This is a genomic window from Dysgonomonas termitidis (assembly GCF_054657735.1).
Genome location: NZ_BAAHYD010000003.1, coordinates 785,177 through 805,566 on the forward strand (window position 1 = coordinate 785,177; position 20,390 = coordinate 805,566).

Sequence of the window (20,390 nt, forward strand, 5' to 3'; positions counted from 1 at the left end):
TAATGAAACAAATACAAAAAATAGTCGTATTTTGCGCAATACTAGCCTTTTGTTGCGGCAACGCCACCGCTCAGAATACGGATAAAACAGACTTCGATACAGACATCGATACGTTGAGCATCGATAACGATAAAGCCATAGAAGTCGCTTTTCGTAAGGTTAATAAGGAAGACTTCATGGGAGGCGTTTCATATATCGATATGACAGAACTGATGTCTAAATCATACAGTCTAAGCAGTTTGGGCTACCTGGATGTAGTCGGAGGTATAGGCAACGGTATCTGGGGTATGGGCGAATATCTTGTACTGGTTGACGGATTTCCCCGCGATGCCAATAACGTCCTTCCTACCGAAATTGAGCAAATAACTGTTCTGAAAGGTGCTGCGGCAGTCGTGCTATATGGTAGCCGTGCATCAAAAGGTGTAATAATGATAACCACGAAACGCGGTAAAATAGGTAAACGTACAATATCGGTACGTGCCAACCTCGGAGTGAATACTCCGAAGGCATATCCTAAATATTTAGGCTCGGCGGAATATATGTCGTTATACAATGAAGCCCGCGAAAACGACGGACTTACGGCTCTTTATTCAAGAGAAGATATTTATAATTACAGTTCGGGTGCCAATCCGTACCGTTATCCAAATGTCGATTTTTATTCTTCCGATTATCTTAAACAGGCATATGCCCGCTCTGAAGCAATGGCGGAAATAACCGGCGGTGGCAACCGTTCGCGATTTTATACAACGGTAGGTTACTATAATGAAGGTTCGTTATTGAATGTAGGAAATGCTAAGGACAACAGTACAAGCCGCCTCTTTGCGCGCGGTAATATTGATCTGAGTCTGCACGAATTGATTTCGGCCAAAGTGGATGCGAATGCGACATTCTATGATTTAAAAACTGCAAACGGAGATTTTTGGAATGGTGCGGCTACGTTACGTCCCAATCGTGTAAGTCCTTTAATACCAATTAGCTATATCGAAGGGAATGATGAGCACTCGCTGGCATTATTAAATGCAAGTAATTATATTATCGACGGAAAATATTTCCTGGGCGGTACACAGCTGGACCCAACAAATCCTATAGCAGCTGCTTATGCAGGAGGCGAAAATAAGTTTGTAAGTCGTCAATTCCAGTTCAATGCAGGCATAGATTTCAACCTCCGCGATGTTTTGGACGGTCTTTTCTTTCGTACAAAATACGGAATTGACTATGCTTCAACCTACAATCAGGCATATTCAAACACCTATGCGACCTACTCTCCGGTTTGGACAAACTACAACGGGAAAGATGTGATTGCAAGTCTCACAAAGTACGGAAAAGACGAGAAGACAGGAAATCAGAATATTGACAATACGTCATACAGGAGTACCCAGTTCTTTTCAGGGCAATTCGACTATACAAAAGTCTACAACAATACCCACAACTTCTATGCTATGTTGGTAGCTAATGGCTGGCAACGTCAATTAAGCGAACAATATCATAACATGACAAACATTAATTTGGGACTTCAGCTTTCTTATAACTTTCTCCAAAAATATTATGCCGATTTCAGTGCGGCCGTGCCTTATTCGGCAAAACTACCGAAAGGCAATCGCGCCGGATTTTCACCAACGGTTACCTTAGGATGGCGTCTGACTAAAGAGCCTGTGTTCCAAAATATCTCTGCTCTTGACGATTTAATACTGTCGGTTTCGGGTGGTATCATCAGTCAGGATCTGGATATCACAACAAGTGATAACGAAATGGGCTATTATCTCTATGAGAGTATCCTGCAAAGAGGAGGATGGTGGTCATGGGGCGACCTTGGCGGAGAGGCTGCTACCGAATATAACCGCGGCAATAATCCCAACCTTACGTTTGTTAAACGCAAAGAAGTGAACATAGGACTTCGCGGCTCTCTGCTGAACAAGCTGATTACATTTGATTTGAACTGGTTTTCAAACAAGATGGATGGCGGCATAACCCGCGCTACGTCCCTGTATCCTATATACTTTACTCAGGTAGGTTACCCCACTTCTTCCATCATCCCTTATGTAAATTATAATATAGATGATCGTTCGGGTGTAGATTTCAGTATAAACCTGAACAAAAAAGCCGGAGAATTTGATCTTACATTCGGTGTAAGTGGACTGTATAATACTATTACAGCTTCACGGCGCGACGAAACTTATGAATTCGACTACCAAACACGTGTGGGTAGGGCACTCAACGGCCTCTGGGGCTTGGAAAGTCTAGGGTTCTTCAAGGATGATACCGAAGCGGCAGCAGCTAACCAGACTTTCGGACAGGTGAAAGCGGGCGATATAAAGTATAAGGATCAAAATGGCGATGGACGTATCGACAGCAACGACGAAGTATTCCTCGGACGCTGGGACAATCCACTCACTTTGGGCGTCAATTTTACGGCGAAATTCCGAAACTTTACCCTGTTTGTAATGGGAAGCGGTAATTATGGAGGTAAAGGATTCAAGAACAGTAGCTATTACTGGGTAAGGAGCAACAATAAGTATTCGGAGGTTGTACGTAATCGCTGGACGGAAGAAACGAAGAACACGGCAACCTATCCGCGTCTTACGACGACCAACGGAGACAATAATTTCCGTAATTCCGACTTCTGGCTCTACAAGACCGATGCTTTCCGGTTATCGCAGGTGCAACTAACCTACGATGTACCTGAAAATGTCTTTAGAGATAAATTTGTCAAAGGACTCAGTATATACTTTGGAGGTTATAACCTTCTAACAATTTCAAAAGAAAGGAAACACCTGGAGATGAATGTGGGTAGTGCTCCTCAGACTCGCTTCTACAATCTTGGTTTGAAAGCGACATTCTAACTAAAAAAAAATAATCGTATGAAAAATATATTCAAATTATTAGTTATGATTCCCTTTCTCATAAGCTGCGAAAACCTGTTCGAACCAGCTCCCGAGAATTTCAGGAACGTAGAATCGTTATATAACGAGCCGAGTTTTGCGCAAGGTTTGTTGGGACATGCCTATATAAGCAATCCACTGGGCTCATGGTCGTTCAATGATGTTGCTACCGATGATGCCGTATCGAACGATCCCGGCAATAATTACCGGCGTATGGCTACCGGACAGTGGAGATCGAACAATAATCCAATGGACAGGTGGCAATACCTCCGTGCATCGGTGCAGTATATCAACCAGTTCATCGAACTCGTAGATGATGTGAATTGGGCAAGTGACCCATTAGTATCCGAAATGTTCAGAGACCGCATGAAAGGTGACGCCTATGGTATGCGCGCCCTCTACATGTATCATCTGCTGTTGAATCACGCTGGATGGGGTGAAGACGGACAATGCCTGGGTATTCCCATACTCACTCATTCCGAAACGGTCTCTTCCGAATTCAACCTGCCTCGAAATACATTTCAGCAATGTATCGACCAGATTTATGCAGATGTAGAGCTGGCAACCAGCCTTCTTCCATCAAGTTATGGTGACATATCAAGTGAAAGCCTGGTGCCGGAGAAATATAAAGCTAAAGGTGTAACAGCAGCTCAATATACCCGTGTATTCGGTAATTTGTCGCGCAACCGCATGAGTGGAGCTATCGCCGAGGCCGTTCGTGCACAAGCTACCTTACTGGCCGCTAGTCCGGCGTATAGCACAGGTTCTTCATACACATGGGAAGATGCAGCTCAACAGATGGCTATCGTGCTTAACCGACTGGGATCAAATCCTGCAAACCAGATAGATCCCAAAGGTTTGACATGGTATGCCAATGCTTCAGATATTATCAATACCAATTCGGGGATAAATGTAAAGGAAATACTTTGGAGGGGCGGACGCGAGGAAAACCGTACCCTCGAAGAAGACCATTTCCCTCCTTCTATTTTCGGACGCGGACGTCTTAACCCAACACAGAATTTAGTAGATGCTTTTCCGATGGCTAACGGTTATCCCATTACTCACACTTCTGCCGGATACAACCCCAATAATCCATATGCTAACCGCGACCCGCGTTTGAGCCTGTACATTATCTATAATGGCAGCAAAGCCGGAAGCCAAAACTCAGTAATAACAACTGCCGCCGACGGTATAAACAACGATGCTCTTGAACATGCAGAAACCTCTACCCGTACAGGCTATTATATGAAAAAACTGCTTCGTCAGGATGTGAATGCCAATCCGAGTTCTCCAACAAATCAGTTCCACTACAAGCCTTTCATCCGGTTCACAGAAATATTATTGGGCTATGCCGAAGCGGCAAATGAAGCTTGGGGCCCTACCGGAGCCGGTGGTAACGGTTACTCGGCTTACGACATCATCAAGGCTATCCGTGCCAGGGCAGGTGTAGGGAAAGATAATAACGACGCCTATCTTGAATCTGTAAAAGGAAACAAAGATGCTATGCGTGAGCTTATACATAACGAGCGCCGTCTCGAACTCTGTTTCGAAGGACATCGTTTCTGGGATCTCCGCCGCTGGAAAGCGCCAATCACTGAGGCGGCAAAAGGTATAAATATCACTGCTGGAGTACATGAAGTTATACCTTCAGTGGAAAATCGTTCATATGCCGACTACATGTATTATGGTCCTATCCCTTATGATGAAACGCTTAAATTCAGTGCCCTCATTCAGAACAAGGGATGGTAGTCTTATGTCAAACAAATAATATGAAGAAAAATGAAAAAATATCTGTTAATATTGATAATTATAAGCGGAATATTCACATCCTGTAAGAATGGTGATTGGGAATTTCCCGACTACGACTATACTGCCGTTTATTTCGCATACCAGACGCCTGTCCGCACGATAGTGATCGGTGAGGATGTATATGACACTTCCCTCGACAACGAGCATAAGTGCCAGATAATGGCTACAATGGGCGGAGTTTATGAAAACAAGAAGGATGTAGAGATTGGTTTTCGCATCGACAATGCATTATGCAACGGCTTGACCTTCGACGGCGGAGCCGAAGTAAAGCCCATGCCTTCCAATTATTACACCCTTTCTTCCACCGGAAAAATCGTAATCAAAAAAGGTGAAATTCTGGGAGGAGTAGTTGTTCAGCTGACTGACGCTTTCTTCGCAGATCCCCTCGCTGTTAAAAACACTTATGTGATTCCGTTGGTAATGACCGATGTGAAGAATGTTGACAAGATCCTTACCGGAACCCCGTTGGCGAATACTCCAAATCGAGTGAGAGCCGAAGACTGGGACGTTCTTCCGAAAGATTATATCTTGTATGCAATCAAGTATATCAATAAATATCATGCCAACTACCTGCGTCGTGGTAAGGACGTGATAACCGGAGATAAGAATGAGACCGTAATCCGTCACAAAGAGTATGTCGAAAAAGACGAAGTGGTCAGTACTCATACCCGCTCTCTCAATATGGTTGAACTGCCGCTCAGAATCACAGACGCTGCAGGCGATCTACTTGACTGTACGCTGCTACTCTCTTTCGACGACTCTGGTAAATGTACTGTTTCATCGGGCAGTGAGGGAGTTACAATGAGCGGAAGCGGACAATACGTTGTCAAAGGCGAAAAGAGAAGCTGGGGCGATAAGGATCGTGACGCTATCTATCTCAGCTACAATATTAATTTCGGGAAAATGCAGGTTTCTACCGTTGATACGCTCGTCATTCGCGACCGGGGCGTCAAACCGGAAACTTTTAAACCGGTTCTGAAGTAAAACTTTTAAATTTTGTACGTATGAAATATATTAATAAAATATTACTGACTTTGATATCGACGGTTGTTTTGGCTTCCTGTGTTGACGATGCACCGCTAATGTTCGATGTTAGAGAACCTTCATCGATAGCGGAGTTGAAATACCTAAACGATTATGATGTACTAAAGTCCTACATTGACCGTACGGCAAATCCCAATTTCAAGTTGGGACTCGGGGTTTCCGTATCGGAATATAACGCAAAAGGTGTTGTTTACAGGCTTGCAAACAGTAATTTCGACGAAATCGTAGCCGGATGGGAAATGAAACATGGAGCAGTAGTTCAAGACGACGGCAGCCTCAATCTCGCCAATGTAACTACATTTCTGGAGACAGCCCAGAAGGCCGGCGTCTCGGTCTTCGGTCATACTCTCTGCTGGCATGCCAATCAGAATGCCAAATACTTAAACAACCTGATTGCCGACAAGTTTATCCCGAGTACGGGTGAACCCTCATGGGACAGCTTTTTCAGTGCCAACTTTGAAACCGATGATGCTTCCAACTATTCAAGCAATCTTACAAATATAATAAGCTTTACTGCTACAGGCGAAGGATTTGAAAGCAAAGGCAGGGCCTTAAAAATCGTCAACGAGAAAGTACGGGAAAATGACTGGAATTGTCAGCTTTTTGTAACCTTCCAAAAGCCGGTGGCGGCAGGCGAAAAATACCGGCTGACGATGAATGTGCGGGCAGAAGCGAATGCAACATTCGGTACCCAGGCACATACTGCACCGGGCGCATACAAGCATTGGGATTTCTTCGGCTCCATTACGGCTACTCCCGAATGGACGACCTTTACAAAGGAAATTACGATTTCGGACGACCAGGCTACTGCTAACACCATCGCATTTAATCTTGGTTTGACGGCGACTACGTATTATTTCGACAATATTACCGTTGAAAAGTATAACGACGGTTCCGGTGGCGGACCTTCATATGTACCAGTATCAGGAGCCGACTTTGAAACCGGTGATAATTCTAACTATTCGGGCAACAGTAATGCCGTTCAGTCTTTTATAAGTCCGGGATTTGATGGAAAAGGAAGAGCTTTGAAAATCGCCAATGCGGAAGTTCGCGCCAATGACTGGGATTGTCAGTTCTTTATGACATTTCCGACGGCCACTGAAACCGGGGAAAAATATCGTTTCATCATGAATGTCCGCGCCGATGCTCCGGCTTCATTCTCAACGCAAGCACATATCGTTCCTCAGTCCTACAAACATTGGGATTTTGTCGGTACCATTAACTCTACTACCGAATGGACCACTTATACAAAGGAAATTACCATCGATGACAATACGGCCGGAGTGACAGCTATCGCGTTTAATTTGGGGAAAACCGCTACTAATTACTATTTCGATAACATGAGGTTTGAGAAATATACGGAAGGCGGTATCTGGATCATAAAAACTCCGGAAGAGAAAAAGGAAATTCTCACGAACGCTTTAGAAACATGGATCTCGGGTATAATGACCGTTTCCAAATCCGTCAAAGCTTGGGATATAGTGAACGAGCCGATGTCAGACTGGCCTGATCCTTCCCAACTGAAAACCGGTGTCGGTAAAACCGATATGGGCGCCGATGAGTTCTACTGGCAGGATTACCTGGGTAAAGATTACGCAGTAACTGCTATCCGGATAGCGCGTAGTCAGGAAGGTCATACTGACGATAAACTCTTTATCAACGATTACGGTCTTGAAAACAGTCTGGATAAATGCCGGGGACTGATTGAATATGTGAAGTATGTCGAAAGCAAAGGTGTGAAAGTAGACGGCATCGGCACACAGATGCATGTTAGCTTAAATGGAGTGAATAAGGAAACCATTGCTGAACATTTCCGACTATTGGCCGCTACCGGTAAGCTGATAAAAATATCTGAACTGGATATGGGTATAAATGTTGACGGCAAGGGTATTAAAACGGAAGATGCCACTGACGAACAGCTCCGTGAGCAAGCCGAACTTTATAAATACATTGTGAAAACTTACTTCGAGATTATTCCGGAAGCTCAGCGTTATGGTATTACACAATGGGCCGCCACGGATAGTCCGGCAAGTTCGAGCTGGAGAGGCGGCGAGCCGATCGGCCTCTGGAATTCGGACTATAATCGCAAACATGCTTATGCCGGATTTGCAGAGGGTTTGTCTGCTAAATAATTCTAACGCTCCTTGCATATATTCGAGTTTATTACAATAGAATATTATAATTTTGATTTTAAGTTAATTATCCATTTAGCATTTTAGGGGCAAGGTTTACCTACCTGATATCAGTTATTGGGTAGGTAGATCCGGTCCTACAAATACAACGTTCGACAAATAATTGAATATGAGCTTCCTTGCGGCATTACCGCAAAACCTAATATTGAATAAATAGATTCATAAGATAACAATAAGCCTTATAATGGACTTTGGGTATTCTTTTGAATCGGTGCATCCATATTCTTTTTACAGCCTTATTTATTTCCTGAGATTATTTTATCGTTTCATATCTGTATAGTGCAAAGCTATTTATGTCTGTTAGCTCTGCTTCTATATACCCATTATGGTCGGGAGTACAATCAAAGTCTGAACCGGAGCCCGTTATAAGAGAAAACCTGGCAGCTACACCTTCTGGCAGCCATGTCTTGAGCATTATCTTGCCTGCCGGATTATTTTCGCGAAAAATAAGCAGATAACCTTTATCCCCGGATATGGACTGGAAGCCTGTCCAGGATTTGCCGGAAGGCTCATCCCCTATTGGAAGGATAACCCCGCAATGAAAGTCATGTTGTATCTTACGATAAGGCTCGATATAATTTACAATCCCTGATGCCTGAGCGGGCAATCCACTTCCTTCGAACCACGCTAAAGGCTGGCCGGCCATTGTTATTGCGAACAGATATTCGAAGCTATAGTTATCAGGCGCAAATACATCACTCCCATATTTAGCGGTGTTTCTCCATTTATTCAGAAATTCGACCTGAATTTTTTCAGCCGGAACATATCTTGACAATTGCCATAGATTTCTTAGAGTCCAGTACGGATAATAGTTTTGCCAGTCGGTATAACGATTTTCCAAAAATATGTTGCCGTATTCATTAAAGAAATGATACCCGCTCCTGCGGCCTGCGGTAGCATCCAGATTAAATATGACCTGATCTTTTGTTTCTAAAAGGACTTTGTCGAACAGCTTCCTCAAATTTGTTTCAGCTCTTTTTGACGGAATAGATAAACCATCTATTTTAAACGTTCGAATACCATATTCTTTATACAAACTAATTATGGCTTGTGCATCCTTTTGCCAATCGGCATAGTCATCCTGTATACTCGGATTGAACCAAAGACAGATTTCAACCCCCAATTCTTTTCCTTTCTCTACAATGGGATGAAGTCCTCTCGGATACTTCGTTTTATCCGGCGTCCAATAGTCCGGGTTGTTCCATATATTCTTAAAGGAACCATTGGCTACCGCCGAGTTGGGGCTTTTCCCGGTTTGCCATCCATCGTCAATCTGAAAATGAGATATGCCCAATTTTCCGGCTTTTTCGACCTCATCGAGACAGAATAATTCATTGACTTTCGAGTCCTGGCTGCGATCTCCCCATGTGTTCATCATTACCATTTCATCCCTGTCAGATAAGATTTTTCTGATATTCTTCTGGTACATCCTCAATGCAGTCAGCTGATCCAGATCGCTACCGTCATAAACACCCAAAGCGCAACTGTATGTTTTCACCCATTGGTCTTTATTGAGGTCGTCCGGAACCACGCCCATACCCACGACAGCAAAATCTCCAAATTCGGAGACAAAATCAGAACCCGGGTAAGCCAGCTGAACATCCGGACAAGGCGCTTCTTTCAGAAAGAAGAGCCCCCGCTCATTTTCTTCATTCCGGGCGATAAACAGATTCCCTTTGTAAGAGTTTTTCCTGTATGACAGAGTATTATATTCAGCTACCAGATTATTGTTTCTGTCGGTAACATCAAAAAATCGGACAGTTCGTATTTTCCAATGTTTTCCAGCCAGCGAAATCCGGTCTAAAATAGGATTTAGCTCTTTTTGAGTAAAATCTTTCGTTGATTCTATATTTTTCAGATCTGCTTTATTTCCATTTTCCACCAGCCAGACATTGCTTGTAGTTCCTTTCAGATATGTTTCACAGGATACGACAGGGCTGTTCTCATATACTTTGTATATTCTTTTTATATCTGTTCCGTCTAAAGAGAATGTAACCTCGCTGGCCAGATATGCAGTATGAATCGGATTTTCCTCCACGTAGCGTATATCCCATTTACCGGACGTGGCATTGTCTCTATCCGATATAAATAGATCGGGTCTGTGGTCTACATTTATCCAAACGTTCTTATTAACTTTATCTGTAACCGAAAAAGTAATAAGGTTGCCGTTATTCCACAGAAATTTCCGTTCTATCAGCCTGTTTCCTATGACTAAAGTATCATTCTTCAGATTACTGTAACATCCACTCTGAGCTATACTAACAGAGACGAGAACATTAAAAAAAATCAGAAAAGAAATGTATTTCATATGTATAAAAGTATTAGGTATTTATTATTTCAAAAAAGGTAACAGATATATCAGTTAACAGTAAACAGTGAACTAACTTGTAACTCGTAACTGCCCGCAGGGCAAAGTAACTTGTAACTATTAAAAAAGGTAACAAAAGTAACACATTTTTAGCTATTAGCTGATAGCTGTTAGCCAATAGTTTACAAGAAAACTTGACAAAGTTGACACTTTTTCTACTATTTTCTACCTGACTTTTTTTAACATTGGCACATTGGCATATTGACTAATCGGCACATTAAATTCATTCTTTCAAAGAACTACACGCTAACGGCTGACGGTCATCGTTAAATATATAGATAAAATTATCGTACAATAATGAATATCTGGTCAAACAGAGGTCACTTGCTCCCGGCCTGTTTTGTCCCGGAAGAATATGGGACGGATTCAGGAGAAGATGCCCATTGTTTGTTCGGGATATTTCCCATCTGAAAAGACAATACCCCGCCATTCATTATATCCGAGTGCAGGATGTAACTTTTATCATAAGGTTTCCCGTTGAGCGTAGCCGATTGTATATAAATATTATTATCCGAAACGTTTTTAGCCTCGATTTTAAATTGTTTCCCATTTTCCAGATTAATCTCTATGTACTCAAAAGCAGGGCTTCCTATTACATAATATGGCATACCAGGGCATACGGGATAAAAACCCATCATGCTGAACACCAGCCAGGCCGACATCTGTCCCGAATCGTCGTTTCCTGACAGGCCATCCGGAGAATTGAAATATTCCTTATTAATAATCTCATGCACCCATTTCTGAGTTTTCCATGGCTCTCCCAAATATGCAAACAGATAGGCTACATGGTGACAGGGTTCGTTGCCATGCCAATAATACCCACCATCGAAGAAGGTGTCCAGATAGCTGATAGACCGGTCTCTACCCAGGATATCAACCAGTCCTTCAACATCATGCGGAACATACCATGTATAATGGTAAGGAGTGCCTTCACATATATAGGATACAAATTTTGTATGATCGAAAGGCAAGACCCATTTACCATCGGCATAACGTCCCCGGGCAAATCCGGTTTCAGGGTCTATCACATTTTTATAGTTTTTCGCCCGTTCCTGTAATATATTATAGTCTTCGGTTCTTCCCAGTTTCCGGGCAACCTGAGATAATACGAAATCATCATACGCATATTCTAAAGTACGGGATACCTGCTCTCTCCTGTGAAATGCATCCGGAACTTCATCTTCTAATGGGATATAGTTATATTTCAGATAAGACTCCATCGCCCTTCGTCCCTTTCCGTCTATATAACTTTGGTGATCCCGGTTGGATTCAAAAGCGTTTTTGCGCATCAGGGAGTAAGCTTCTTCATAATCAAATCCCGGAGTATCTTTTATAATAGCATCTCCAATCATTGACAGGCAGTGATCACCGATCATTGCTGCTGTATAACTGTTCCAGGCAGGAAAGATAGGTAACCATCCACCTTGCTGTCCTTTCAGTATGAGAGAATGTGCCATGTCTCCATTCCGTGCAGGATTCAATATGGAAAAGAGTGGGTGGACAGCCCTGAACGTATCCCACATCGAAAAATCACAATAATAGGTGAATCCTCCGGCTTTCATTATCTTTTTGTTGCCGTCGAAAGCCGGATAGGAACCATCTGTATCGCTAAATGTTCTTGGTAGAAAATGCGTGTTATACAGCGCTGTATAAAACCGTACTTTATCATCCCCGTTGTTTCCGGTGACAACAATCTGTCCGAGGGTTTTCTCCCATATGTCGGACGATTTGTTCCGGACAGCGGAAAAATCCCACCCATGAATTTCGGCTTCAAGGTTTTCACGGGCATTCTCCACAGATGTAAAAGAAGTCCCGATCTTTGCCAATACTTTATGAACAGAAGGGTTTAGCTTCACCCAGGCCCCCACCTTATTTTTCCGGCCTTGTGCCTCATTTCCTCTGTCGATCACAGAATCCCCCACCCATACTCCGAATTGCTCGATGCCGGCGTCCAGCTGTATCACGAAATGCCCGCTAAAGCCGGCCGGTTGCCCATATCCCTGATAGATACGGTGTACGGGATTATATCCTGTAATCTCCTTTTTTTGATGATCTATTTTAATGTATCCTTCACCCTCATCACTATTAGGCTCTATTATAATATAACGGTCTCCGGTTTTCTTATAATCGAAACTCAGGATTCCTCCCCGGGACAATCCGGTCATTTCAACCTGAATATCATAATCATCAAGCAATACACTGTAATAAGAAGGTGTTGCAACCTCATTCGTATGCTTGAATGCCGAAGCTCTCTTTTCGGGGTCTATTTCGAGTTTGCCTGTCATTGGCATAATGGTGACACTTCCATAGTCCTGTGTGCAGGACCCGTTCATCCAATGGCTGGTTCTGAAGCCTTGTATCGCATGCTGATAATAATAGTAGGGAGGGTAACATTTTTTTTCAGAAGCCTGTGTTTGTGCAACCCAGTTTGTCATTCCATGCGGAACTCCTACCGCAGGCATATTCTGCCCCCGCTCTTCGGTCGAACTTTTATCTTTCCCCTCTATTACCCTTATGTCGGTTCCGATGAGAGGATTTACATATTTTTGATAATTTACCTGCTGCCCGGTACATGATATTGATAAAAGGAATCCTGCTATTAAATAATATTTCATATCAATTATATCTTTATTATTGCATACGGCAATTTCACGTATGGTGAAATTGTATTCCGAATATAAGCAAAGAAGAATATATAATCCGGAAAACGAATAATATATTCTTCTTGCCTGTTATGGAATTATTTCGGTTCTATCTTATAATTATTCTGCGAAAGTTTGGGATTTACATCGATTTGCTTTTGAGGTATCGGACAAATCAGGTTTGTTTCGTTCAATTTATATCCTTTCGATTTTAGGACTTCAATTGCACGGCCTGTGCGAACCAGATCGAACCAACGATGTCCTTCGAATGCGAGTTCCGCCCTGCGTTCATTCTCTACAGCTAATAAAAAGGCATCCTTGTCGGTCGTGTTGATATCCACAGAGGTTGTTTCTGTTGTTTGGTATCCGTATCCCCGGCGACGCACCTTGTTGAGATATGCGCAGGCATCGGCAGTCTTTCCGTTTCGGTTCAAGGCCTCGGCGTACATCAGCAATACATCCGCATACCGTATTACCGGAAAGTTGTTGTTAGAGTCCCCGTCCTGATATGGGGTATCGAAATACTTGCTTACATAACGTGAATCGACCCATTTGTTTGTCTTATTATTGATATAACCCAGCCTCATAGAAAAATCGCGGCGGAGGTCTCCCGCACCATAGGAATCATACATCTCCTGTTCGGGTACATTATTACCGCCTGATCCACCAATAGAAATTACACTTGTACCTGAGTTTTCAGGAGCAAATGCGTTCGGGAAATTATTTCCTTCTCCATAACCTCCTTTTTTGAACTGGACCTCAAATACAGCTTCTTTACTATTATGATTATTCGCATTGAATACACTTGCATATCCATCTATATTTAATGAACCGGCCGTGTTTTCAAGTAAAGAATATTCCCCGCCGCTTATTACTTCCAACAGTTTCTTTTCGGCTTCAGGATAATTGTTCAGAGTGAGATAAACTTTTCCCAAAAGGGATTTTGCCGCACCGGAAGTTGCACGTCCTATATCGGAGGCCGGATAGGATTTCGGTAATTTTTCAGCCTCTGTCAGGTCTGAGATTATTTGGGAATATACCTTATCCTTGCTTTCACGCGCATAATCGTACGCTTCTGTTATTGTGACCTCTTTCAGCACTAAAGGCACATCGCCATATACACGGACCACATTGAAATACAATAATCCCCGCAAGAACTTACATTCCATTTTATAGTGCTCTTTCAGATTGTCATCCATAGAGATATTGTCAATCCGTCCCAGGATTGTATTTAATCTGTTTATCGCATCGTAAGATTTATTCCAGAAATCGGCAATATACGGATTTGTTGTACGAATATAGAATTTGTCGAACTCATCCTGATCTGTTACCGAACCGGACAAGGCATTGCGTGTATTATCGGATGGAATCTCGGACATAACATACCAGTTTCCGTACAGGTTACCCTCCTGCAACGCGGAATAAACTCCGTTTACAGCTGCTGTAAATTGTTCCGGAGTCTTGTAATACTGATCAATAGATAATTCTGTTTTTGGTTGCAGGTCCAAAAAACCGTCGCATGATATCAAACTTAAGCAGATACCCGATAGTAATAATAATTTATATATATTTTTCATAATAATCATATATTAATCTATTTGTTAGAATGTTACATTTACCCCAAAAGTAAAACTCCGTGCCAGTGGATATGCACCGTAATCGGTGCCGGGAGCCAGTACGCTGTCTTCCTGGAAGCTCGTTTCAGGGTTATACCCGCTGTAGTCTGTTATTGTGGCCAGATTCTGAATGGAAAAATAGATACGGGCACGTTGCATAGATAGCCTGCTTGCCAGATTCACAGGTAACGTATAGCCAAGAGTAAGGTTATTGATACGTATGAAAGAGGCATCTTCGACCCAACGGGATGAAACCGCATTATTCTGTCCAGTGGTTAGCGAATTGGCGCGCGGAGTCCAGCCATCTCCCGGATTTGCTTCCGACTGCCATCTGTTGAGTACCTCTTTCATCTGATTCTGGTTTCCTTCCATCTGTGTATAGAACCGTTTGGCAAGGTGCAGTACATCACGTCCTTGCACACCCTGTAGTAAGATGCTAAGGTCGAAACCCTTATAAGTCAGCTGGTTCATCATACCCCATTCGAAGTCAGGCATATTACTTCCGATGATAGTACGGTCATTCGCGTCTATAGAACCGCTTCCGTCGATATCAGCGAACTTAACGTCTCCGACATGCGAATCGGACATACGGGGGCTGTTTGCCAGATCATTCGCATTCATATAAACTCCGATCTGTTTATAACCATAGAAACTGCCGATAGGCTCGCCAATCATGGTTATATGGGTTGTTCCGGCTCCTCCGTCACTCTGGATCGGATCTCCTGTCGGTCCCAGTTTAACCACCTTATTTGTATTGGTTGATATATTAAAGTTCGTGGTCCATGTAAAATCTTTGTTCATTATATTCACGCTGTTAATACCAAACTCCAATCCTTTGTTATTCATTTCTCCTATATTGCGCCATGCATTCTTAAATCCGGTTATAGTCGGAATATCCACATTCAATAACAGGTCTGTAGTGATACGCTTATAAATATCCACAACGAACGAAAGACGGTTTCTGAGTATATTCAATTCAATTCCGGCATCAAATTGCTTTGTTTTCTCCCATGTTAGGTCGGCATTCGAAATGCTTTTCTGAGCTGCGCCGGTCACTACATTACCTGTTCCGGCTCCCAGAACATAATTTTGGGTACTCATCGTACCAATGGCGTTATAATTACCTATATTATTATTACCTGTAAGGCCGAAACTTGCCCGGATTTTAAGGTCGTCGATCCATGTTATTCCTTTCATAAAGTCTTCCTGGGAAATCCTCCAGGCTATGGAACCCGAAGGGAAATAACCGTAACGATTATTCTTTCCGAAACGGGAAGAGCCGTCGGAGCGTATAGAAGCTGTGAGGTAGTAACGATTATTAAACCTGTAATTAACACGCGCCAGGTATGATACCATAGACCATTCATTTATATCGGAAGTTCCGGTTTTTACTTTGGCATTATTAATTGTTTGTATTATATCGTCCGGAAAATCAGAGCCTTCTGATTTATTTTGTGTGTATTTGTTTTTTTGTAATGTAAATCCGGCTACAGCATCTAACTCATGCAGGCCGAAAGTACCCGAATAAGATATTGTATTTTCGTTTAACCAGTTGAATATCTCATAAGCTTCAGCCGTTGCTTTCCTGTCTGTGGAAGGAAGGGGGGCTTCGACTCCGTTTTTAGGGACTGTCGACGGACGAAAATAATTATTTCTCCACTCTTTGAAGTCTGCGCCTAAAGTAGTTTTTACTTTCAGATTATTCATTAATGAAAATTCTGCATACATATTACCGAACAGGCGAAGATTTGTATTTTCGTCCTTTATTCCATTTGCCAGGGCTACAGCATTCGGCACTCCCGTAAGTCCGTCACCGGCTACAGCATACATCGCCTGCGATGCGTATGTACCATCTTCCTTATATACCGGCACTATAGCCGATGTGGATAAAGCTGCATTAACAACGCCGTCACTGGCCCAGTGTCCGCGTCCTACTTTTTTGGAATTCATATATGACGGGGCCAGATTAATCCCTACTTTCAGCCATTTATTGAAGTCTGTATCTACCTTAGCACGGGCAGAGAAACGATTAAAGTCGCTACCAATGATAATTCCGTCCTGTCCAAAATATCCGCCGGAAAACATATATTTTGTTTTCTGGTCTCCTCCGGTTACCGTCAACTGATAATTCTGAATCGGGGCAGACCTGAATATTTCGTCTTGCCAGTCTGTGCCGGCTCCTATAACTGCCATTGCTGCTGCATCATCGTATATCGCCGGATAACGATAGCGGTTTCCTGCCGGGCGGGCACTTAGCGGATCGCTTGCCTTTGCTCCGGATACTCTGTCGACATAGTTGTTATTAAATGCTTCTTTACTAAACATAGCAAATTCCTGGGCATCGAGCATGTCTATCTTTTTTGTTATATTCTGGAACCCATAGTACATATCAAGGTTGACATTCACTTTTCCGGCTTTACCCGACTTTGTAGTAACAAGAACAACCCCGTTAGCGGCCCGTGAACCGTAAATTGCGGCTGCTGACGCATCTTTTAAAACTTCAATAGATTCAATATCGCTGGGGTTAACAGAATTCAGGTTCTGATCTCCTAACGGATATCCGTCGACCACGTATAACGGAGAACTCGACGCCGATATGGAGCCTGAGCCGCGGACTCTGATAGTGGCGCCCTGTCCGGGTGTTCCTCCGATCTGTTGTATTTGCACACCGGCAATTTGCCCGGCCATTATTTGGGTAGCATCCGATACTTTCAGATCTTTAGTCCGTTCGGACGACAATTGGCCGACCGAACCTGTCAAATCCTTTTTCTTTACTACACCATATCCTATAACCACCACCTCGTCCAATGCCGCTGTACTTTCGTTTAGTGTAATATTCAGTTCGGTTTTTCCTTTTACGGCGACTTCCTGAGTGATATAGCCGATATAAGATATAACAAGAACAGCGTTTTCGTCGGGCAGGTTAATTGTAAAATGACCATCCACATCGGTCACTGTACCGGAAGTCGTTCCTTTTTGTACTATCGATACACCGATAAGCGGCTCTCCTGTTTTGTCGAGGATTCGTCCCTTTACTCTGTAAGCAGGTTTTTGTTGATATTCGGAAAGGTGCTCTTCTGACAGACCGTTTTTAACAACAATGATCTGTTTCCCCTTGATATGATAGTTCATATTGCGGGGGATCAACACACTGTTCAGTATCTCTTCTAAATTTTTATTTTCAGCTTTGACAGATATCCTTTCTTCATTCAGAATATCTTTTTTGTAAAAGAAAACATACTCTGTAGAATTTTCTATTTCCGTAAATAACTTATCCAGAGTTACATTCTTTACATTCAAAGATAAATTGACGGTCTGTGAATGTGCACTTGCTGAATATACAGTATTGATACTGAAGAATAACAATACAATGTATAAATTCATCATTTTCAGGAAAAGATTGTTTTGCCTACAATCTTTAAAAAGGTTAGGTGTTTTTTTCATAAGATTAAAGATTTTTGAATGAACTAACAATTCATTATTTGCAAATGAATAAAATGAACAATGATTTTACATCTGAACTTTGTGGCATGGCATTTTTCCGGCGTTTTTCATAGTTTCGGTTTTTTAGGGATAAAACTTAATTACTTATTAAATAAATTATATTGGTGTTTGCGCACACACATATTTGTAAAAAATCCAGCTTATTCTATATATATAATATTGTTTTCCTTTCTTATTACAAACGGACTGGACAGGGATATGCTTTTCAATACGTCTTCAACTGAATCTTTAAGATCTAACTTACCTTTGTACAGATCAGATATATACTCATCATCAGCATGTATTTCCACATTATAATAACGGCTGAGTTTTTGTATTATAGAGCTTAACGGTTCTGTATCAAATACCATTACGCCTTCTTTCCAGCATATATATTTGTATACATCAACAGTTTTTATACATTCTTTTCCATCTTTCAGGAAGAATCCCTGATCGGGCATTAACGCACCTTTTTTACCCGAACATGTAACCTCGACTTTCCCGGCTACCAGAACCACAGAATTTGAGGCATCTTTGTTGTAAGCCGAAATGTTGAATTGTGTGCCCAGAACCTTCACTTCAAACTTACTTGTATGTATGATAAAAGGATGCCGTTCATCTTTAGCTACATCAAGATACATTTCACCATCAATATATATGTCACGTGTTTCTCCTGCAAATTTTTTAGGATACATCAGTTTTGATCCCGAATTTATCCAGGCAAATGTGCCATCACAGAACTTTATAGTGGCCCGCCTTCCATTTGGAACAATTAATTGTAGAAATTGATCTTTAATATCGGCTGATTTTATTTCATCGTTCCCGACAATAAGGCTGCCTTCATTGGTTTGCTTTATAGTATCGTTTTCATTTACATAAGTGTGTGAATCTCCTGAAATTATTCTTACTTCGTCAGAGTTTATACTGATAGAGTCCAGCATTGATAATAGCTCATGCTCTTTGGTGATGGATGGCTTCGTGTGTAAAAAAAAGAAATAGGATACAATGAATATCAAAGAAATGGCTGCAGCAGAACTTATCCATAAAAAAGGTCTTCTCTTTTTTTTCTTTTCAATAGCGGAAACAAATTTTCCCCAATCTTCATCGATAGTCTCCTGAGTGGCTAAATCTGGTTTTATTTCGATATTGCGAAGCAGTAGCAGAACCTGCTTTATTATGATTTCTTTATCAGGGTTCGCCATTATATAACGCTCCAGCGCTTCTTTGTCGCAACCCTGCGCCAGTTGCAAAAAGTCATCATCCAGCAAAAAATCTTCTATTGTATCATAATTTTTCATGCAAAAAATTTAGCTGTTTTCATATAATACAACCGAAGATTGATTTTGTAATCAGTCCCTATATACTTTTTTTATTTTTTTTGATCAATGTATATGGATAAACAGGATAATAAGAATTAATAAATCCTTATTATTGTCATTCTCCCGGGCCTTTGTTATTGCCCGGTGCAGTAAGTTTCGTGCAGCCTGCCCCGACAGGGACATGATTTGAGATATCTCTTCATAGTCCATTTGGTGTATAAAGCGTAGGTAAATTATTTCTTTTTGACGGGGAGTTAGTACCGATAATATATTCTTTATCCGAAGTTTGAGATGTTCCTGCTTTTCCGTGTCTTCTATATCATCTGTTATAATCGAATATCTTAATTCAAAATTGATCTGTTCGAAATCTGTATGCCGATTTTCTGTTTTTTTTATATTCAGAAATGCATTTCGCACAGATCGCAGGAGAAATGGTTTAATGGTGTACAGATCATTAATCAAATCAGAGTTAGTATATAACCGGATAAAAATATCCTGAATAATATCTCTCACTTGCTGGCTGTCCATTCCAAGACCCATCCCGTAAGAATAAAGTATATTGTAACCCTGGTTGTAAAAATCAGCAAATGCCTCTTTGTCTCCATTAACAAATGAAAGCCAATAGTCTGATAAGGTGTCTTTTTTATTTACAGATGGAGGAGACATTGTTACTACTTATGATTGAATACAATACAAATATAATAAACGGTTTTTCTGAACAATCCTTTTTTGTAATAACTCTTATCCTTTTTGAGGTGCCGCCGGATACACATGACTTCTGGCGACATCTTTTCCCGGAACTATAACTGCCGGATCTGTTCTCTGTCCGATTTTACCGTATTGTTAATAAAACTTTTATGATGTTCTCACACTATGAAAATTATGATACAACATTGCAAATGTAATTTATTTTGCTCAAATCATTTTATTAATTTTCCTATTTAATTCGAGTTGCGATAAGATGGAAATAAAGAATACAACATTTTTATAAGAATTTACAACATTTTTATCAATATAAAAGAATGTTAGCTTTATGTT

The 20,390-nt window shown here is 41.6% G+C and carries 10 protein-coding genes; 4 read left to right on the forward strand and 6 right to left on the reverse strand.

The genetic code is table 11. From position 1 onward, the window contains the following. Positions 1–2 precede the first annotated feature (2 nt). Genes ACYQ3L_RS24430 through ACYQ3L_RS24445 form a run of 4 tightly spaced genes read left to right on the forward strand, consistent with a single transcriptional unit; the run spans position 3 to position 7,864 of the window. A complete protein-coding gene (locus ACYQ3L_RS24430) occupies positions 3–2,840 on the forward strand; it encodes a SusC/RagA family TonB-linked outer membrane protein (protein WP_379993653.1) in 2,838 nt (945 codons plus the stop codon). Between the two features lie 18 nt (positions 2,841–2,858). Beyond that, positions 2,859–4,628 carry a RagB/SusD family nutrient uptake outer membrane protein gene (locus ACYQ3L_RS24435; RefSeq protein WP_379993652.1) on the forward strand — a complete coding sequence of 590 codons (1,770 nt, stop codon included), beginning with the start codon at positions 2,859–2,861 and terminating at the stop codon, positions 4,626–4,628. Positions 4,629–4,658: 30 nt separating this feature from the next. Beyond that, a complete protein-coding gene (locus ACYQ3L_RS24440) occupies positions 4,659–5,672 on the forward strand; it encodes a DUF5627 domain-containing protein (RefSeq protein ID WP_379993651.1) in 1,014 nt (337 codons plus the stop codon). Between the two features lie 20 nt (positions 5,673–5,692). After that, positions 5,693–7,864, forward strand: coding sequence for an endo-1,4-beta-xylanase (locus tag ACYQ3L_RS24445; protein WP_379993650.1), 2,172 nt, complete (start codon positions 5,693–5,695; stop codon positions 7,862–7,864). A 313-nt stretch (positions 7,865–8,177) separates the two neighbouring features. Here ACYQ3L_RS24445 and ACYQ3L_RS24450 read toward each other — a convergent pair whose 3' ends face one another. The 6 genes from ACYQ3L_RS24450 to ACYQ3L_RS24475 form a co-directional block, all read right to left on the reverse strand. Next, positions 8,178–10,232 carry an alpha-galactosidase gene (locus tag ACYQ3L_RS24450; RefSeq protein WP_379993649.1) on the reverse strand — a complete coding sequence of 685 codons (2,055 nt, stop codon included), beginning with the start codon at positions 10,230–10,232 and terminating at the stop codon, positions 8,178–8,180. Between the two features lie 380 nt (positions 10,233–10,612). Further along, positions 10,613–12,907, reverse strand: coding sequence for a GH92 family glycosyl hydrolase (locus ACYQ3L_RS24455; RefSeq protein ID WP_379993648.1), 2,295 nt, complete (start codon positions 12,905–12,907; stop codon positions 10,613–10,615). A 125-nt stretch (positions 12,908–13,032) separates the two neighbouring features. Continuing rightward, the gene (locus ACYQ3L_RS24460; RefSeq protein ID WP_379993647.1) at positions 13,033–14,511 is read right to left on the reverse strand and encodes a RagB/SusD family nutrient uptake outer membrane protein; all 1,479 of its coding nucleotides are present in this window, start codon (positions 14,509–14,511) and stop codon (positions 13,033–13,035) included. Positions 14,512–14,535: 24 nt separating this feature from the next. Next, entirely contained in the window at positions 14,536–17,994 is a 3,459-nt protein-coding gene (locus ACYQ3L_RS24465) for a SusC/RagA family TonB-linked outer membrane protein (protein WP_379993645.1), read from the reverse strand. A 200-nt stretch (positions 17,995–18,194) separates the two neighbouring features. Then, positions 18,195–19,331: a FecR family protein gene (locus ACYQ3L_RS24470; RefSeq protein WP_379993644.1), complete on the reverse strand. Its 1,137-nt coding sequence runs from the start codon at positions 19,329–19,331 to the stop codon at positions 18,195–18,197. Positions 19,332–19,415: 84 nt separating this feature from the next. After that, the gene (locus ACYQ3L_RS24475; protein WP_379993643.1) at positions 19,416–20,018 is read right to left on the reverse strand and encodes an RNA polymerase sigma factor; all 603 of its coding nucleotides are present in this window, start codon (positions 20,016–20,018) and stop codon (positions 19,416–19,418) included. Positions 20,019–20,390: the final 372 nt, after the last annotated feature.

Excerpts from the sequence above, each read along its gene's own strand:
- ACYQ3L_RS24430 (WP_379993653.1), top strand. The coding sequence starts at position 3 with ATGAAACAAATACAAAAAATAGTCGTATTTTGCGCAATACTAGCCTTT.
- ACYQ3L_RS24435 (WP_379993652.1), top strand. The coding sequence starts at position 2,859 with ATGAAAAATATATTCAAATTATTAGTTATGATTCCCTTTCTCATAAGC.
- ACYQ3L_RS24440 (WP_379993651.1), top strand. The coding sequence starts at position 4,659 with ATGAAAAAATATCTGTTAATATTGATAATTATAAGCGGAATATTCACA.
- ACYQ3L_RS24445 (WP_379993650.1), top strand. The coding sequence starts at position 5,693 with ATGAAATATATTAATAAAATATTACTGACTTTGATATCGACGGTTGTT.
- ACYQ3L_RS24450 (WP_379993649.1), bottom strand. The coding sequence starts at position 10,232 with ATGAAATACATTTCTTTTCTGATTTTTTTTAATGTTCTCGTCTCTGTT.
- ACYQ3L_RS24455 (WP_379993648.1), bottom strand. The coding sequence starts at position 12,907 with ATGAAATATTATTTAATAGCAGGATTCCTTTTATCAATATCATGTACC.
- ACYQ3L_RS24460 (WP_379993647.1), bottom strand. The coding sequence starts at position 14,511 with ATGAAAAATATATATAAATTATTATTACTATCGGGTATCTGCTTAAGT.
- ACYQ3L_RS24465 (WP_379993645.1), bottom strand. The coding sequence starts at position 17,994 with ATGAAAAAAACACCTAACCTTTTTAAAGATTGTAGGCAAAACAATCTT.
- ACYQ3L_RS24470 (WP_379993644.1), bottom strand. The coding sequence starts at position 19,331 with ATGAAAAATTATGATACAATAGAAGATTTTTTGCTGGATGATGACTTT.
- ACYQ3L_RS24475 (WP_379993643.1), bottom strand. The coding sequence starts at position 20,018 with ATGTCTCCTCCATCTGTAAATAAAAAAGACACCTTATCAGACTATTGG.